This window comes from Streptomyces lincolnensis (genome assembly GCF_021173675.1).
GTDB lineage: Bacteria > Actinomycetota > Actinomycetes > Streptomycetales > Streptomycetaceae > Streptomyces > Streptomyces lincolnensis_B.
The window spans coordinates 75109-90563 of record NZ_JAIHON010000021.1; the positions used below are offsets into that span (position 1 = coordinate 75109).

The 15455-nt window shown below is 69.7% G+C and carries 15 protein-coding genes and 1 pseudogene; 14 read left to right on the forward strand and 2 right to left on the reverse strand.

All coding sequences use genetic code 11. From position 1 onward, the window contains the following. Positions 1–128: 128 nt before the first annotated feature. The 8 genes from K4B79_RS42850 to K4B79_RS42885 all read left to right on the forward strand — a co-directional run bounded on the left by K4B79_RS42850 (position 129) and on the right by K4B79_RS42885 (position 9177). Complete coding sequence (locus K4B79_RS42850; RefSeq protein ID WP_232032869.1) at positions 129–920, forward strand: enhanced serine sensitivity protein SseB; 792 nt, start codon at positions 129–131, stop codon at positions 918–920. 222 nt (positions 921–1142) lie between these two features. Beyond that, positions 1143–1898 (forward strand): enhanced serine sensitivity protein SseB C-terminal domain-containing protein, encoded by a 756-nt coding sequence (locus K4B79_RS42855; protein ID WP_269464647.1) that lies wholly within the window; start codon positions 1143–1145, stop codon positions 1896–1898. Between the two features lie 349 nt (positions 1899–2247). Continuing rightward, on the forward strand, positions 2248–3246 hold the full coding sequence (locus tag K4B79_RS42860) for an ABC transporter permease (RefSeq protein WP_232032871.1): 999 nt from the start codon (positions 2248–2250) through the stop codon (positions 3244–3246). Positions 3247–3288: 42 nt separating this feature from the next. Beyond that, a complete protein-coding gene (locus K4B79_RS42865; protein WP_232032872.1) occupies positions 3289–5025 on the forward strand; it encodes an ABC transporter substrate-binding protein in 1737 nt (578 codons plus the stop codon). A 92-nt stretch (positions 5026–5117) separates the two neighbouring features. Then, positions 5118–6128, forward strand: coding sequence for an ABC transporter permease (locus K4B79_RS42870; protein ID WP_232032873.1), 1011 nt, complete (start codon positions 5118–5120; stop codon positions 6126–6128). Continuing rightward, on the forward strand, positions 6125–7207 hold the full coding sequence (locus K4B79_RS42875; protein ID WP_232032874.1) for an ABC transporter ATP-binding protein: 1083 nt from the start codon (positions 6125–6127) through the stop codon (positions 7205–7207). Before K4B79_RS42870 ends, K4B79_RS42875 begins: the two co-directional genes overlap by 4 nt. A gap of 23 nt (positions 7208–7230) precedes the next feature. After that, entirely contained in the window at positions 7231–8457 is a 1227-nt protein-coding gene (locus K4B79_RS42880) for an ABC transporter ATP-binding protein (protein WP_232032875.1), read from the forward strand. 63 nt (positions 8458–8520) lie between these two features. Then, positions 8521–9177 carry a trimeric intracellular cation channel family protein gene (locus tag K4B79_RS42885; protein WP_232032876.1) on the forward strand — a complete coding sequence of 219 codons (657 nt, stop codon included), beginning with the start codon at positions 8521–8523 and terminating at the stop codon, positions 9175–9177. On the opposite strand, the gene K4B79_RS42890 is transcribed toward K4B79_RS42885, so the two are convergent. Next, entirely contained in the window at positions 9086–10315 is a 1230-nt protein-coding gene (locus K4B79_RS42890) for an alpha/beta hydrolase (RefSeq protein WP_232032877.1), read from the reverse strand. The two genes, K4B79_RS42885 and K4B79_RS42890, sit on opposite strands and share 92 nt — an antisense overlap. Before the next feature lie 125 nt (positions 10316–10440). Between K4B79_RS42890 and K4B79_RS42895 the strand changes: the two genes are divergently transcribed. The 3 genes and pseudogenes from K4B79_RS42895 (at position 10441) to K4B79_RS42905 (ending at position 12796) form a co-directional block, all read left to right on the forward strand. Then, positions 10441–11319 (forward strand): thioesterase family protein, encoded by an 879-nt coding sequence (locus K4B79_RS42895; protein WP_232032878.1) that lies wholly within the window; start codon positions 10441–10443, stop codon positions 11317–11319. A 113-nt stretch (positions 11320–11432) separates the two neighbouring features. After that, positions 11433–12313, forward strand: a pseudogene (locus tag K4B79_RS42900) (helix-turn-helix transcriptional regulator). Positions 12314–12427: 114 nt separating this feature from the next. Then, positions 12428–12796: a hypothetical protein gene (locus K4B79_RS42905; protein WP_232032879.1), complete on the forward strand. Its 369-nt coding sequence runs from the start codon at positions 12428–12430 to the stop codon at positions 12794–12796. A gap of 15 nt (positions 12797–12811) precedes the next feature. Here the strand turns inward: K4B79_RS42905 and K4B79_RS42910 are convergent, their stop codons facing one another. Further along, positions 12812–13438, reverse strand: a complete 627-nt coding sequence (locus K4B79_RS42910) for a TetR family transcriptional regulator (RefSeq protein ID WP_067440121.1) — start codon at positions 13436–13438, stop codon at positions 12812–12814. A gap of 145 nt (positions 13439–13583) precedes the next feature. Here K4B79_RS42910 and K4B79_RS42915 point away from each other — a divergent pair, with 145 nt between their 5' ends. The 3 genes from K4B79_RS42915 to K4B79_RS42925 all read left to right on the forward strand — a co-directional run bounded on the left by K4B79_RS42915 (position 13584) and on the right by K4B79_RS42925 (position 15344). Continuing rightward, positions 13584–13751, forward strand: coding sequence for a hypothetical protein (locus tag K4B79_RS42915; protein WP_232032880.1), 168 nt, complete (start codon positions 13584–13586; stop codon positions 13749–13751). 52 nt (positions 13752–13803) lie between these two features. Beyond that, on the forward strand, positions 13804–14082 hold the full coding sequence (locus K4B79_RS42920) for a DUF4190 domain-containing protein (RefSeq protein ID WP_232032881.1): 279 nt from the start codon (positions 13804–13806) through the stop codon (positions 14080–14082). 98 nt (positions 14083–14180) lie between these two features. Then, positions 14181–15344, forward strand: a complete 1164-nt coding sequence (locus K4B79_RS42925; RefSeq protein ID WP_232032882.1) for a cysteine desulfurase family protein — start codon at positions 14181–14183, stop codon at positions 15342–15344. Positions 15345–15455: the final 111 nt, after the last annotated feature.

A 15455-nucleotide genomic window follows, 5' to 3' on the forward strand; every position in this document is an offset into this window, starting at 1 on the left:
GCCCGGGCTCCCTCCCCCGGCGGAGCTGCACGTTCCGTTTGGCCGGGGTGTTCCGGCGCGGTGTCCGGGCCGTTCGTACCCGTTAGCCTTTTCAGCCACAGCAGTGGTACTCGGCAGGCGGTAGGCAGATGGACTTCCCGGCGGATCTCCCCGCGGACTTCTCGGCGCAGGCACACCCCCATCCCCACGGCGGATGGCCCGGCAACGAGCTGGAGGAGGTGCTCTCGGCCTCCCTCGGCGTCCCCTCGGCCGGGGGACGGATCGTCGAGGTGCTCGGGCGGAGCTTCGTGTGGGTGCCGCTGCCCGGCGGCGGCGGCCCGCACAGCGGCCCGCTCGACCTGCCGACGCTGGAGATCGAGGGCCAGGCCTATGTGCCCGTGTTCAGCTCCGAGGAGCAGTTCCGCCTGGTCGTCGGCTCGCACATGTCGTACACCATCGCCCCGGCCGTGGAGTTCGCGCGCGGGCTGCCCCCGCAGGTGGGCATCGCCCTGAACCCGGACGGCGTGGTCGGCGTCCCGCTGCCCCCGGCGGCCGTCGCCGATCTCTGCCGGACCGGCCGCACCCCGCTCGACGGTCCCGCGAGCGGCGGCCGGGTCAAGCTCTACGAGCCCGACTGGCAGGACGACCCCGTCGACTTCCTCGCCGCCGCCGCCACGGAGTTCGCGCAGACCGGAGTGGTCGTCTCCGCCCGCCGCTGCCTGGCCGCCATCGAGACGGCCGACCCGGTGATGTTCGTCGGCGTCGAACTGGCCCAGTGGGAGGGCGACATCCGCGCCCTCCCCATGGAGGCGCTCTCCCGGGCCCTCACCCGCGCCCCCGCCCCCTGGCCGGTCAACCTGGTCCTCCTGGACGTGGCGGACGACCCGGTGGGCCACTGGATGCGCGACCAGGTACGGCCCTTCTACCAGCACGGTTACTGACGGGCCGCGCGGCCGGGCCTGATCTGCGGCTACCGCCGCGCGGGCGCGACCGGCCGGCACGGCCCGCACCCGCCGGCGGGCAAGAACCCCCGAGCCCTTGGGCGATTGCTGACGGCACCTCCACTTAAGCTGGTCCCACAACCGGTGCAACTTCCAGAAGGGGCGGTTCAGGTGAGCGCCAGCGGCACGGGCACGGGCACCGCGACCGGGCAGGTCGAGCACATGCTGCGCCAGGTGACGCCCGGGCGCTACGACGCCTACGAGGCGCTCCTGCGCGCACTGGCGACCCCGAACTCCGGCCAGGTCTGGATGCTGCTGTGGCACGGCCAGGCCGGCTCCCCGGACGCCCAGTACGGAAACATGCAGGTCGAGGGCTTCGGCTACGCCCCTTGCGTGACCTCCGCCCAGGAACTGTCCGCCAGCGGCTGGAACAGGTCCTACGAGGTGGTCGACGGCCTCGACGTGGCCCGCACCCTGTACCCCGACCACTACGGCCTCTGGCTCAACCCGCACGCCCCGGGCGGCGGCGTCGGCATCCCCTGGCTCGACCTGCGCCGTATCGCCACCGGCCTGGAGCGGCAGCCCGCCGGACCCCTGCGGCTGTCCGAACCCGCGATCGAGGTCCCGCAGTTCTACGCCCTGCTCACGCAGAACGCCCACCGCACCACGGCGGTCCGCTCACTGCGCCGCGCCTGGGTGCAGCCCGCGCTGGGGGCCCCGTATCTGGCCATCGGACTCGACGTGTACGACACCAGCCCGCAGGCCGTCGACTCGGTGCGCGCGATGATGCAGCAGTCCATCGGCGCCGTCCCGGACGGTCTGCCGGTCTCCACCGTGGCGATGTCCGACGAGTACGACCCGGTCGCCCTGTGGATGCGCGCGAGCGCCCGCCCGTTCTACGACCGCGAGGCTCACGCGGCTCCCGCACAGGCCCCGGCGGCGGGCTACGGCTACCCGCCCGCCCGGGGCGGTTACTGACGCCTCTCGCGACACAGCGTTCACACAACAGGCACTCCGTGCCGGGAGACGGTACTTTGTTACCGCCACGTTTCTTCGCGCGTAGACCGGGGTGAAAGGAGCTCTCACGCCCCGTATGTCCCAACTGGCCCACGTCCGGCCCGCGTTACTTCCCGTCCGGATAACGGAATCCCCCAAGCCGCATCACGGTTGCGCATCCTTTCATCACGAAGTCTTTCAACTGATCGCCAAAGCGTTGAAGACTCCCGGGAGACACGGGCCGGTCGGTCCCGTGAGCGAGTTCAAAACCACCGCTACCGCGGCAGCCAGGGGGTCGGCCATCGTCGACCCGAGAGGGGTCAATCTCACTGTGACCGCACCGATCGAGACCACCGGGGCGGAGGCCGGAGCACAGCCCGAGGCCGTTCTCGCCGGAGTCAAGAAGAGTCAGATCGAAGGGCGTTCGCTCAGCCAAATCGCCTGGACGCGGTTCAAGCGCGACAAGGTGGCCATGGCGGGCGGCGTCGTCGTCGTGCTGCTCGTGCTCATGGCCGTGCTGTCCAAGCCCATCCAGTGGGTCTTCGACCTCGACCCCAACAAGTTCAACCAGGACCTGATCGACCCCGCGCTGCTCGCCCCCAAGGGCGGCTGGGGCGGCATGAGCTGGGACCACCCGCTCGGCGTCGATCCGCAGTACGGCCGCGACATGCTCGCCCGGATCATCGACGGATCCTGGGTCTCGCTGCTGGTCGCGGGCGGTGCCACGCTGCTGTCCGTGGTGATCGGCACGGTCCTCGGCGTCGTCGCCGGGTACTACGGCGGATGGATCGACAGCGTCATCAGCAGGATGATGGACACCTTCCTGGCGTTCCCCCTGCTGCTGTTCGCGATCTCCATCTCCGCCTCCGTGCAGGACGGTTTCTTCGGGCTCGACGGACTGCCGCTGCGCATCTGCGTGCTGATCTTCGTGATCGGCTTCTTCAGCTGGCCGTACATCGGCCGTATCGTCCGCGCGCAGACCATGACGCTGCGCAAGCGCGAGTTCATCGAGGCCGCCACGAGCCTCGGTGCGCGCGGGCCGTACATCCTCTTCCGGGAGCTGCTCCCGAATCTCGTCGCGCCGATTCTCGTCTACTCGACGCTGATCATCCCGACGAACATCCTCTTCGAGGCCGCGCTGAGCTTCCTCGGAGTCGGTATCGCTCCGCCGCAGGCCTCCTGGGGAGGCATGCTCAGCAACGCTGTGGATCTCTACACCGCTGATCCTCAGTACATGTTCGTGCCCGGACTGGCGATCTTCATCACCGTCCTGGCCTTCAACCTGCTGGGTGACGGGCTGCGTGACGCCCTCGACCCTCGCAGCAAGTGATCCATCGATAGAGAGGGCTTTCCTCAGGTGAAGACGAGAAGGGTGACCGCCGCTGTGGCGTCGGTCCTGGCACTCTCGCTGGGTGCTGCCGCATGTGGCGGCGGGGACAACAACAACGACGACAACGGAGGCAACGGCGCGAAGGACGCGGCGCTCACCTCCATCGTCAACGCGTCGAGCAAGAAGGGAGGGACGCTCAGCCTGGAGCACTCCGACGTTCCGGACTCGTTGGACGGTGGCAACACCTACTACGGCTGGGTGCAGAACTTCTCCCGTCTGTACGGGCGTTCGCTCACCTCCTTCAAGCCGGCCGCCGGCAAGGAAGGCCTCGAGATCGTCCCGGACCTCGCGGAGTCCCTGGGCAAGCCGAGCGCCGACGCCAAGTCGTGGACGTACAAGCTGCGCAAGGGCCTCAAGTTCCAGGACGGCACGCCGATCACGTCCAAGGACGTCAAGTACGCCATCGAGCGCTCCAACTTCGCGCCCGAGGCTCTCTCCAACGGGCCGACGTACTTCAAGGCGTACCTGGTCGGCGGCGACAAGTACCAGGGTCCCTACAAGGACAAGTCGGCCGAGGGTCTGAAGTCCATCGAGACGCCGGACGACCAGACGATCATCTTCAAGCTGAAGCAGCCGTTCGCGGACTTCGACTACCTGGCGACGTTCTCGCAGACGGCTCCGGTGCCGAAGGCGAAGGACACCGGCGCGAAGTACGTGCAGAACATCGTGTCCTCCGGCCCGTACCAGTTCCAGTCCTACGAGGAGGGGCGCGGCGCCACCCTGGTGCGCAACCCGCAGTGGGACCCGAAGACGGACCCGATCCGCAAGGCACTGCCGGACAAGGTCACGATCAAGTTCAAGGTCAACCCGGTCACGGTCGACAACGACCTGCTGTCCGACAAGATCACGGCCGACGCGGCCGGCACGGGTGTGCAGCCGCAGACCCAGCCCAAGGTGCTGGCCGGCCCCAACGCCAAGCAGACGGACAACTCGTACGCCGGCGCGACGCAGTACATCGCGCTGAACGTCAACGTGAAGCCGTTCGACAACGTGCACTGCCGCAAGGCCGTGCAGTGGGGTCTGAACAAGCAGTCCGTCATCGACGCGATGGGCGGCTCGCCCAAGGGTGACGTGGCGACCACGCTGCTGCCGCCGTCGGTGAACGGCTACACCAAGTTCGACACCTACCCGAGCGCGGGTCACAAGGGCGACGCGGCCAAGGCCAAGGAAGAGCTGAAGGCGTGCGGCAAGCCGAACGGCTTCTCCACGATCCTGACCGCCCGCTCCGACCGTCCCGCCGAGATCGCGGCCGCGACCGCGATCCAGGCGTCGCTGAAGAGCATCGGCATCAACATCGAGATCAAGCAGTTCCCCTCCGGCAAGTACTTCTCCAACTTCGCCGGTGTCCCGAGCTACGTCCACCAGAACAAGCTCGGCATGCTCTCGATGGCCTGGGGCGCCGACTGGCCGACCGGCTACGGCTTCCTCGACCAGATCATCAACGGTGCCGCCATCAAGCCCTCCGGCGGCAACAACCTGATGGAGCTGAACGACCCGAAGATCAACAAGGCCCTGACGGACGCGATCGCCAACACCGACGACGCGGCCCGCACCAAGGCCTGGGGCGACATCGACAAGATGGTGCTGGACAACGCCTCCGTCGTGCCGCTCGTCTACCGCAAGAACCTGCTGCTCAGGCCGAAGTCGGCGACCAACGTGACGGTCACGCAGGCGTACCTCGGCATGTACGACTACCTGCTGATGAGCTCCTCCAAGTAACACCGGCAGGCCTTATTCCCTGAAAGGCAGGTGAAGGCACCGGGTGGCCGGGGCGGATACCCTCCGCCCCGGCCACCCGGAGCCGTACAGCTGTGGCTGCGTACATCCTCCGACGCGTCATGGGCGCGGTGCTGTTGCTGCTGGTGGTCAGCGCAGTCACCTTCGCGATCTTCTTCCTGGTCCCCAAGCTGGGCGGCCAGACCGCCGACCAGCTGGCAACGCAGTACGTCGGCAAGGACGCCAACCCGGAGTCCGTCGCCGCGATCAAGAAGAACCTGGGCCTCGACCAGCCCATCGCGATCCAGTACTGGGACTACATCAAGGGTCTCGTGGTGGGCGCCGACTACAAGTTCGGCCCCGACGCCACCCGTTGCGACGCCCCGTGCTTCGGCTACTCCTTCAAGAGCCATGTCGAGGTGTGGCCCCAGCTCCAGGAACGGATTCCGGTCTCCTTCTCGCTGGCCATCGGTGCCGCGGTGATCTGGCTGATCTTCGGTGTCACCACCGGCGTGATCTCGGCCCTGCGCAAGGGCAAGCCGGTCGACCGCGTCGCGATGTTCATCGCCCTCGCCGGCGTCTCGCTCCCGATCTTCTTCACCGGCCAGGTCCTCAGCGCCCTGTTCGTGTACGAGGTCCCCATCTGGGAGAGCATCGACTACGTCCCGTTCACCCAGAACCCGGCCGAATGGGCCTGGCATCTGCTGCTGCCCTGGATCAGCCTCGCCTTCCTCTTCTCCGCGCTGTACGCAAGGCTCACCCGGGCAGGCATGCTGGAGACGATGGGCGAGGACTACATCAGGACGGCCCGGGCCAAGGGACTCAGGGAGACCACGGTCGTGGCCAAGCACGGTCTGCGCGCCGCGCTCACCCCGATCGTCACGATCTTCGGCATGGACTTCGGCACCCTCGTCGGTTCCGCGGTGCTCACCGAGACCGTGTTCTCGCTGCAGGGCATCGGCGCCTACGCGGTGCAGTCCATCAAGGACAACGACCTGCCCATCGTCATGGGCGTGACCCTGGTCGCCGCCTTCTTCATCGTCTTCTGCAATCTCATCGTCGACCTGGTGTACGCAGCCATCGACCCCCGGGTGAGGTACTCGTGAGCAAGCCCGTCAAAGCCGCGCTCGGCGAACCCGCCGGCGTCGCCCCGTCCGACGCGGACGACGCGTTCCTGTCCGTACGCGATCTGCGCATCCACTTCAACACGGACGACGGCCTGGTCAAGTCCGTGGACGGCGTCAGTTTCGACGTACGGCGGGGCAAGACCCTCGGCATCGTCGGCGAGTCGGGTTCCGGCAAGTCCGTGACCTCGCTCGGCGTCATGGGCCTGCACCGCTCGGCCAACGCCAAGGTCTCCGGCGAGGTGTGGCTGGACGGCCAGGAGCTGATCGCCGCCGACCCCGACGAGGTACGACGGCTGCGCGGCCGCAAGATGGCGATGATCTTCCAGGACCCGCTGTCGGCGATGCACCCGTACTACACGGTCGGCCAGCAGATCGTGGAGGCGTACCGCGTCCACCACGACGTCAGCAAGAAGGTGGCCAAGCAGCGGGCCGTCGAGATGCTGGACCGGGTCGGCATCCCGGAGCCGAACAAGCGGGTGGACGGCTATCCGCACGAGTTCTCCGGCGGTATGCGCCAGCGCGCGATGATCGCCATGGCGCTGGTGAACAACCCCGAACTGCTCATCGCGGACGAGCCGACCACCGCCCTGGACGTCACCGTGCAGGCGCAGATCCTCGACCTGATCCGGGATCTGCAGAAGGAGTTCGGCTCCGCGGTCATCATGATCACCCATGACCTGGGCGTCGTCGCCGAGATGGCCGACGACCTGCTGGTCATGTACGGCGGACGCTGTGTGGAGCGCGGCCCGGCCGAGTCGGTGTTCTCCGAGCCCCGCCACCCCTACACCTGGGGCCTGCTCGGCTCGATGCCGCGGCTGGACCGCGAGGAGACCGACCGGCTCATCCCGATCAAGGGGTCCCCGCCCTCGCTGATCAACCTCCCCGAGGGCTGCGCCTTCAACCCGCGCTGCCCGTACGCCGACATCCCCAAGGACAACGTCACCCGCACGGTCCGCCCCGAACTCACCGAGGTCGGCGGCCGGCACTGGGCCGCCTGTCACATGACGCAGGAGCAGCGGCAGCGGATCTGGACCGAAGAGATTGCGCCGAAGCTGTGAGCGAGAACCCGAAGGACGCGGCAGTGACCACCCCTGCGCAGAGTGCCGGTGCTCAGCTCACCAAGGACGCCGGCCCCGGTGACGTCCTGCTGAAGGTGACCGGGCTCCAGAAACACTTCCCGATCCGAAAAGGCCTGCTCCAGCGGCAGGTCGGCGCGGTCCGTGCCGTCGACGGCCTCGACTTCGAGGTCAGGGCGGGGGAGACCCTCGGTGTCGTGGGCGAGTCCGGCTGCGGCAAGTCGACGATGGGCCGTCTGATCACCCGGCTGCTGGAACCGACCGCGGGCACGGTCGAGTTCCAGGGCAAGGACATCACGCACCTCGACGCGGGCGGGATGCGCCCGATGCGCCGCGACGTGCAGATGATCTTCCAGGACCCGTACTCCTCGCTGAACCCCCGGCACACCGTCGGCACGATCGTCGGTGCCCCCTTCCGGCTCCAGGGCGTCCAGCCCGAGGGCGGCGTGAAGAAGGAGGTGCAGCGGATCCTGTCGGTGGTCGGCCTCAACCCCGAGCACTACAACCGCTATCCGCACGAGTTCTCCGGCGGCCAGCGCCAGCGCATCGGCATCGCCCGCGCGCTCGCGCTCAACCCCAAGCTGGTGGTGGCGGACGAGCCGGTCTCCGCGCTGGACGTGTCGATCCAGGCGCAGGTGGTGAACCTGCTGGACGACCTCCAGCAGGAACTCGGCCTGACCTACGTGATCATCGCGCACGACCTCTCGGTCGTCCGGCACGTCTCGGACCGGATCGCGGTGATGTACCTGGGCAAGATCGTCGAGCTGGCCGACCGCGAGTCGCTGTACAAGGCGCCGATGCACCCGTACACCAAGGCGCTGATGTCGGCCGTGCCGATCCCGGACCCCAAGCGCCGGGGCGTCAAGAGCGAGCGGATCCTGCTCAAGGGCGACGTGCCCTCGCCGATCTCCCCGCCGAGCGGCTGCCGGTTCCACACCCGGTGCTGGAAGGCGACGGAGATCTGCAGGACCACCGAGCCGGCCCTCGTGGAGCTGAAGCCGGGCCAGCGCGTGGCCTGCCACCACCCCGAGAACTTCGAGGACCAGGCCCCGCAGGAGACGGTCCTGCTCTCGGCGGCCAAGGAGGCGGCGGAGCTGGTGCCGGAAGCCGTGCTGGAGGAGTCCGCGGAGACGTCGGCGGCGGTCGCGGCGGAGGTCTCCGAACCTCCCCAGGAGGTCTCCGATCCTCCCGAGGACGTCTCCGAGCCTCCCCGGGACACCGACGACAAGTAAGCGAACCCGAGCCCCTGCCTTGCAATGTAAGGCAGGGGCTCAGTGCTGGGTGAGAATGGCAGGGTGTTCCAGCAACTGTTCAGCCCCTCCGTCCAGCACACGCTCGACCTCGTCGGCATCTTCGTCTTCGCCATCTCCGGCGCGCTGCTGGCCGTCCGCAAGAACTTCGACGTCTTCGGCATCGCCGTCCTCGCCGAGGTCACCGCGCTGGGCGGAGGGCTGTTCCGCGACCTGGTCATCGGGGCGGTGCCGCCCGCCGCCTTCACCGACCTCGGCTACTTCGTCACCCCGCTGCTCGCCGCCCTCCTGGTCGTCTTCCTGCACCCGCAGGTCGAACGCATCCAGGCCGGCGTGAACGTCTTCGACGCGGCGGGACTCGGCCTGTTCTGCGTCGCCGGGACGACGAAGGCGTACGAGTACGGACTCGGCCTGACCCAGTCGGTGACCCTCGGCCTCGCCACCGCCGTCGGCGGCGGTGTGCTGCGGGACGTGCTGGCCAACGAGGTGCCCTCGCTGCTGCGCTGGGACCGCGACCTGTACGCGGTCCCGGCGATCGTCGGCGCCACCATGGTCGCCCTGTGCATCCGCTACGGCGCCCTCACCCCGCTGACCAGCGCGCTCGCGGCGCTCACGGCCTTCGTGCTGCGGTTGCTCGCGATGCGGTTCCACTGGCGAGCTCCGCGGGCGTGGAACCGGCGCTCGACCGTGCGTGAGGAGTAGCGCCGGCCCGTCCGTGCAGCAGCCCCATCTCCTCGGTCAGCCACTGGAACGCCGGGACCACCTGCGGCCGCCACAGGGCCATGTTGTGGCCGCCCGCGCTCTTCGGGATGAAGACGACGTGCACGGTCGTCGGAGCCTTCGCGATCTGTTCGAGGGCCGCGCCCGCCTCGTAGCCGTCGCCCGGCTGACCGGACTGGTAGAGCGCGATCGCGGGCGGGGTGCGGGCCTCGCGCAGCAGGACGTAGGGGTTGTTGGCGCGGCGCAGGGCGGGCGTCTCGGAGGCCAGGGAGTTGCGCTCGCCGATCGGGTCGTTGTAGCCGGACATGCTGACCGCGGCCCGGTAGCGGTCGGGGTGGGCGACGGCCAGCTTGGTCGCGCAGTGCCCGCCCGCCGAGTAGCCGGCCACCGCCCAGCCGGTCGGCGCGGGCTGGGCGCGGAAGTTGTCCATGACCATCTTCGGCACATCCACGCTGAGCCAGGTGTCGGCGTTCACCGTGCCGGTGATGTTGGCGCAGCCGGTGTCCACCCCGGCCAGCAGGTTCATGCGCGGGGCGACCAGGATGAACGGCGCCACCCGGCCCTCGCGCATCAGCGGCCGCAGCTGCTTGACCGCGTGCAGCGACCCGAACCAGGCCTTCGCCGAGCCCGGGTAGCCCGACAGCAGCTCCACCACCGGGAACCTGTGGTGCCGGTAGGCGGGCTCGTGGTACTGCGGCGGCAGCCAGACGTAGACCTCGGCGTTGACGCCCGAGACCCGGCCCTTGAGCTGGGTGATCCGCACCCCCTCGGACGCGGGCATCCCGGGCCCCCTGGCCTCGGCGAACCTCTGCTTGACCTTCGGCAGTCGCTCCAGGGCTATCCCGCCGGTGCCGTCGGCGCCCAGGTTGGCGGCGTGCTGCACATGGTCGCCCGTGCCGAGCAGGTCGGCCCAGTTGTCGTACAGGTTGTTCTGGTTGTTGACCAGGACGAAGACCAGGGCGACCGCCGTGCCCTGCGCGAACAGCAGCATCAGCCCACGGCCGGCGGCCCGCACGATCCTCGGGCCCCGCAGGCGCGACCACAGCGCGAAGGGCAGCACCACGGCGACGAGCACCAGCGCGATCAGGGTGTAGAGGAACGAAGTCCCGGTGAGGCTCATGTCCCTAAGGAGGGACACAGGGGGCTCCGGGTTTACGGACGAGAGGGGCACTTACCGAGAAATTTCCCGCTCCTCACCCAAAAGCAAAGCTACCGCTTAGTAATGTGATGTTGTACCGTTCACCCATGCCAGAAGCAGCTACCGTGCGCGCCACCATCGGCGACAGCGAGTTCGACCGGGACACCGCGGTCGTCCGCCGTGAGCCCGGGGTCTACGACATCGACCTCTCCGCGGGCTGGACCATCATCAGTGCCGTCAACGGCGGCTACCTGCTGGCCGTGCTCGGCCGCGCCCTCGCCGACGCCCTGCCGCACGCCGACCCGTTCACGATCTCGGCGCACTACCTCACCGCCTCCCGGCCGGGCCCCGCGGTCGTGCGCACCGACGTCGTCCGCACCGGCCGCACCCTCTCCACCGGACAGGCCTCCCTCTTCCAGTACGACGACCAGGGCCGCGAGGTCGAACGCATCCGCGTCCTCGCCTCCTACGGCGACCTGGACTCGCTGCCGGACGACGTCCGTACGACGGCGAAGCCGCCCGCGATCCCGCCCATGGACCAGTGCTTCGGCCCCGAGGACACTGCATCTGATGTCCGACTACCGTCGGGTGGTGCCCCGGTCGAGGGCAGCTCCGCGATCACCGACCGTCTGATGCTCAAGCTCGACCCCACCACCCTCGGCTGGGCCCTCGGCGCCCCCTCCGGCAAGGGTGAGATGCGCTCCTGGTTCGGCCTCGCCGACGGCCGCGACGCCGACCCCCTCTCGCTGCTCCTCGCGGTCGACGCGCTTCCGCCGACCGCCTTCGAGATCGGCCTGAAGGGCTGGGTGCCCACGGTCGAACTCACCGTCCACGTCCGCTGCCGCCCCGCTCCGGGCCCCCTCCGCGTCTCCATCACCACGCGCAACCTCGCCGGCGGCTTCCTGGAGGAGGACGCGGAGGTCTGGGACACGGAGGACCGTCTGGTGGCCCAGTCGAGGCAGCTCGCACGTGTGAGACTGGGCTGAGAAGAGCCACTCAGGGGCGCGGGGAACTGCGCGACCGGCCACGAGCGACCTGAAGCCGCGCGCGGACGGATGTGGCTGGTCGATAGGCGCACGTACAGCCATAGCCTGACCATGTGAAGTCCGACCGTCTCCTGTCGATCCTCCTGCTCCTCCAGACCCGCGGCAGAGTCCCCGCCCGCGAACTCGCCGAGAGGCTGGAGGTGTCCGTCCGCACCATCTACCGGGACATCGAGGCCCTCTCCGCCACCGGCGTCCCGGTCTACGCCGAGCGCGGGCGACACGGCGGCATCGAACTGCTCGCGGGATTCCGTACGGACGTCACCGGCCTGACCGCCGACGAGTCCCGCGCCCTGTTCATCCTGGCCGCCGAGGGCGCACACGCCACCCTCGGCCTGGACGCCGCCCTGGGCTCGGCCCTGCGCAAGGTGATGGCCGCGCTCCCGGCCCCGCACCGCCCGGCCGCCGAGGTGACCTCGCGCCGCATCCTGGTCGACGCCACCCGCTGGAACGGCGGGCCCGCGAGGACCGTGGACCTGGACGTCCTCCAGGACGCCGTCTTCGCCGACCGGCGCCTCAGGCTCCGCTACCGGCACAGCGGCGAGCCGGAGACGAGGACGTACACCGTCGACCCCTACGGCCTCGTCTCCAAGGCCGGCGTCTGGTACGCCCGGGCGTCGACCTCGCGGACGCCTGGGAGACGCTGCGCCGCCAGGTCGAGGAACGCCCCGGCGGACTCGACGTCACCGTCCGCGTCCGCCGCGACCGGCTCGACATGTTCCTGCGCATGAACGCGGCGTACCTGGCCGAACTCCCCGAGGACGACGGCGACGACGGCACCGGCGCGTGGGTGACCGCGCGACTGTCGTACGGCTTCCTCCGCGAGACCCGCCAACTGCTGGCGTTCTCCGACCGCGTGGAGGTGATCTCGCCCCCGGAGGTGCGCGCGGAACTGGCCCGGGCGGCCCCCTCCGTCACGGAGTTGTGCGCCTTTTAGACGCGCTTTGCCGTGCGCACAGGTGAGGAACAGGCCGGTCCCAAAGAAGCCCTAAGGGGCGTTGGTTGAGTGCACGACCTCAGGTTCTCCTCATCCTCCTTGGAGCTGTTCCTCATGAAGCGTGTGCGTCTCGTCCCCGCGGTGGCCCTGCTGGCGCTGGCACCCCTCGCCCTGGTGGCCTGCGGTTCGGGCGACTCCTCGTCGTCCCCGGACAGCGGCGGTTCCGGTCAGCAGCAGAACTGCCGGCAGCCGTCCGGGGTGCCGTCGGGTGCGCCGTCGGGCGCTCCCACCGGCACCGCGAGTGCCAAGCCGTCGGGTGCTCCTTCGGGTGCTCCGTCCGGTGCTCCCTCGGGCGCGCCGAGTGGTGCTCCCGGCGGTGGTCAGGGTGGCGGCCAGGGCGGCGGTCCCGGTGGTGGCTGCGGCGGTTCGGGTGGCGGCGCGGCCCCGAGTGGTGCTCCCACCCCGCAGGCGACCAAGAGCTGACCCCTTGGGTCCGGTTCAGTCCAGCCAGTGACGTCGGCCGATGCTGATCAGCCGCATCTGACGCTCCGCCACCTGTGCGACCCGCTCCCGCTCCTCCTCCGGGGCCTGGAGTGTCTCCAGGAACAGCGAGGCGGTGATCAGCATCTGGTCGACGTAGAGATTGGCGAGCATGAGCAGGTCGTCGTCGTTCCAGCCGGCCGACTCGGGGTCCTTGGCCAGCTCCGCCTTGACCTCCTCGCCGAACCGGGCCAGTTGGTCCCGTATCGCCTCCCGGACCGGCTCGACCCCGCCATGTCGTTCGCGGGCGATAAACCGGACATGTGCGGGGTACCCCTCCACATGGCGGGCGATCAACTCGATGGCGCGTGTGATGCGTTGGTTGCCGTTGTCCGCCGTGGACACCGTCGTCCGGATCATCGGGTGCAGGCTGCCCAGCGCCTCCTCGACCAGGGCCACGCCGAGATCCGCGATGGAGCGGAAGTGCCGGTAGAAGGCCGTCGGGGCGACGCCGACGGCACGCGTGACCTCGCGCAGGCCGAGGCTGCTCAGGCTCTGCCCCTCCAACAGTCCCAATGCCGCGTCCAGGAGCGACTGTCGGGTCTTCTGCTTCTGGGCCTGTCGGATGCCGAGGGTGTGACTCATGTCATCCAGTTAACAACTGTTCTCCGTAATTGAAAAGCCGTACGGCGCGCTAGACTCTGGAGTCAGTGAACAACTGTAACTACAACTGTTCACCCAACCGTAACGAGAGTCATCTCGTCGCCATGTTCGGAGGGGGATCCGTCCCATGCTGTTCCTCGTCGCCGCACTCATGCTGCTCGGCGTCGTCCTGGGCACCGTCGCCCACGCGCCGCTCACCTTCACCCTCGTCGCCGCCGCGGTCATCGCCGCCTGGCTCGGCATCTTCGCGATCCGCGAGCGCCACGGCCGCCGTCGCGGTCCGTCCACCAACTGACCGTCCGCCGTCCAGCTCGTCCCCCCTCGCGACTTCCAGGAGCTGATCCGTCATGCAACTCACCGCCCCGGCCACCCGCCGCAACGCCCCCGCCAACCCCACCCGCGACGCCGACGGCATGGCCGTCGCCTCCTTCATCCTGGGCCTCCTGGGCCTCCTGGTCCTCAACATCTTCCTCGGCCCCGTCGCCATCGTCCTGGCCTCCGTCGCCCTCTGGCGCGGCACGGCCCGCAAGGGCCGTGCCTACCTGGGCCTGGGCCTGGGCGTCGCCGACCTGGTGGTCCTGGTGACGTTCATGCAGATGGACAGCACGGTGTCCTGGGGGCTCTAGGGGCACCCATGCCCGCACCCACGCCCGGTGCGGCCCGCCGGCCAAGGCGTACGGCGGCCGAAGCCGCTCCGTGGGCGGCCCGTAGAATCGGCGTCACCATGGCATACCTCGACCACGCCGCGACCACCCCGATGCTCCCCGAGGCAGTCGAGGCACTCACCGCGCACCTGAGCATCACCGGCAACGCCTCCTCCCTCCACGCGTCCGGCCGCGCGGCCCGCCGCACGGTCGAGGAATCCCGCGAGACCCTCGCGGAGGCGCTCGGCGCCCGCCCCAGCGAGGTCGTGTTCACCTCCGGCGGCACCGAGGCCGACAACCTCGCCGTCAAGGGCCTGTACTGGTCCCGCCGCGACGCCGACCCGGCCCGCACCCGGGTCCTCGCCAGCCCCGTCGAGCACCACGCCGTCCTGGACGCCGTCCACTGGCTGGGCGAGCACGAGGGCGCCACGGTCGAGTACCTGCCCGTCGACCGGTACGGCCGGGTCCACCCCGAGACCCTGCGCGAAGCCATCGCCCGCAACCCCGACGACGTGGCCCTGGCCACCGTCATGTGGGCGAACAACGAGATCGGCACGGTCCTGCCGGTCCGCGAACTGGCCGCCACCGCCGCCGAGTTCGGTATCCCGCTGCACGCCGACGCCGTCCAGGCCTTCGGCCAGATCCCCGTCGACTTCGCCGATTCCGGCCTCGCCGCGATGACGGTCTCCGGCCACAAGATCGGCGGCCCCTACGGCATCGGCGCCCTCCTCCTGGGCCGCGAGCACACCCCCGTCCCCGTCCTGCACGGCGGCGGCCAGGAACGGCACGTGCGCTCCGGCACCCTCGACGTCCCCGCCGTCGCCTCCTTCGCCGTCGCCGGCCGGCTCGCCGCCGAGCAGCGCGAGTGGTTCGCCCGGGAGATCGGCGCCCTGCGCGACGCCCTGATCGAGGCGGTCCGTACGGCGGTCCCGGACGCGATCCTCGGCGGTGACCCGGAGGACCGCCTCCCGGCCAACGCCCACTTCACCTTCCCCGGCTGCGAGGGCGACTCCCTGCTGCTCCTCCTGGACGCCCAGGGCATCGAGTGCTCCACCGGTTCCGCCTGCACGGCCGGCGTGGCCCAGCCCAGCCATGTCCTGCTGGCCACCGGCACCGACCCGGACCTGGCCCGCGGCACCCTGCGCTTCTCCCTCGGCCACACCTCCACCGAGGCCGACGTCGAAGCCGTGGCGAAGGCCATCGGTCCGGCGGTGGAGCGGGCGCGCGCGGCGGGCCTGCTGTAGGACTCCCGCCAGGACTCCCGGGCGCGCGACCCGGACTCGTGGGGCACGCGGCCAGGACTCGTGGGGCGCGCGACCCGACGCGCACGCCCTTGCCGACCTCCGGACAACGGC

Excerpts from the sequence above, each read along its gene's own strand:
- K4B79_RS42890 (WP_232032877.1), bottom strand. The coding sequence starts at position 10,315 with ATGAGCCTCACCGGGACTTCGTTCCTCTACACCCTGATCGCGCTGGTG.
- K4B79_RS42895 (WP_232032878.1), top strand. The coding sequence starts at position 10,441 with ATGCCAGAAGCAGCTACCGTGCGCGCCACCATCGGCGACAGCGAGTTC.
- K4B79_RS42925 (WP_232032882.1), top strand. The coding sequence starts at position 14,181 with ATGGCATACCTCGACCACGCCGCGACCACCCCGATGCTCCCCGAGGCA.
- K4B79_RS42905 (WP_232032879.1), top strand. The coding sequence starts at position 12,428 with ATGAAGCGTGTGCGTCTCGTCCCCGCGGTGGCCCTGCTGGCGCTGGCA.
- K4B79_RS42920 (WP_232032881.1), top strand. The coding sequence starts at position 13,804 with ATGCAACTCACCGCCCCGGCCACCCGCCGCAACGCCCCCGCCAACCCC.
- K4B79_RS42910 (WP_067440121.1), bottom strand. The coding sequence starts at position 13,438 with ATGAGTCACACCCTCGGCATCCGACAGGCCCAGAAGCAGAAGACCCGA.
- K4B79_RS42850 (WP_232032869.1), top strand. The coding sequence starts at position 129 with ATGGACTTCCCGGCGGATCTCCCCGCGGACTTCTCGGCGCAGGCACAC.
- K4B79_RS42915 (WP_232032880.1), top strand. The coding sequence starts at position 13,584 with ATGCTGTTCCTCGTCGCCGCACTCATGCTGCTCGGCGTCGTCCTGGGC.
- K4B79_RS42855 (WP_269464647.1), top strand. The coding sequence starts at position 1,143 with ATGCTGCGCCAGGTGACGCCCGGGCGCTACGACGCCTACGAGGCGCTC.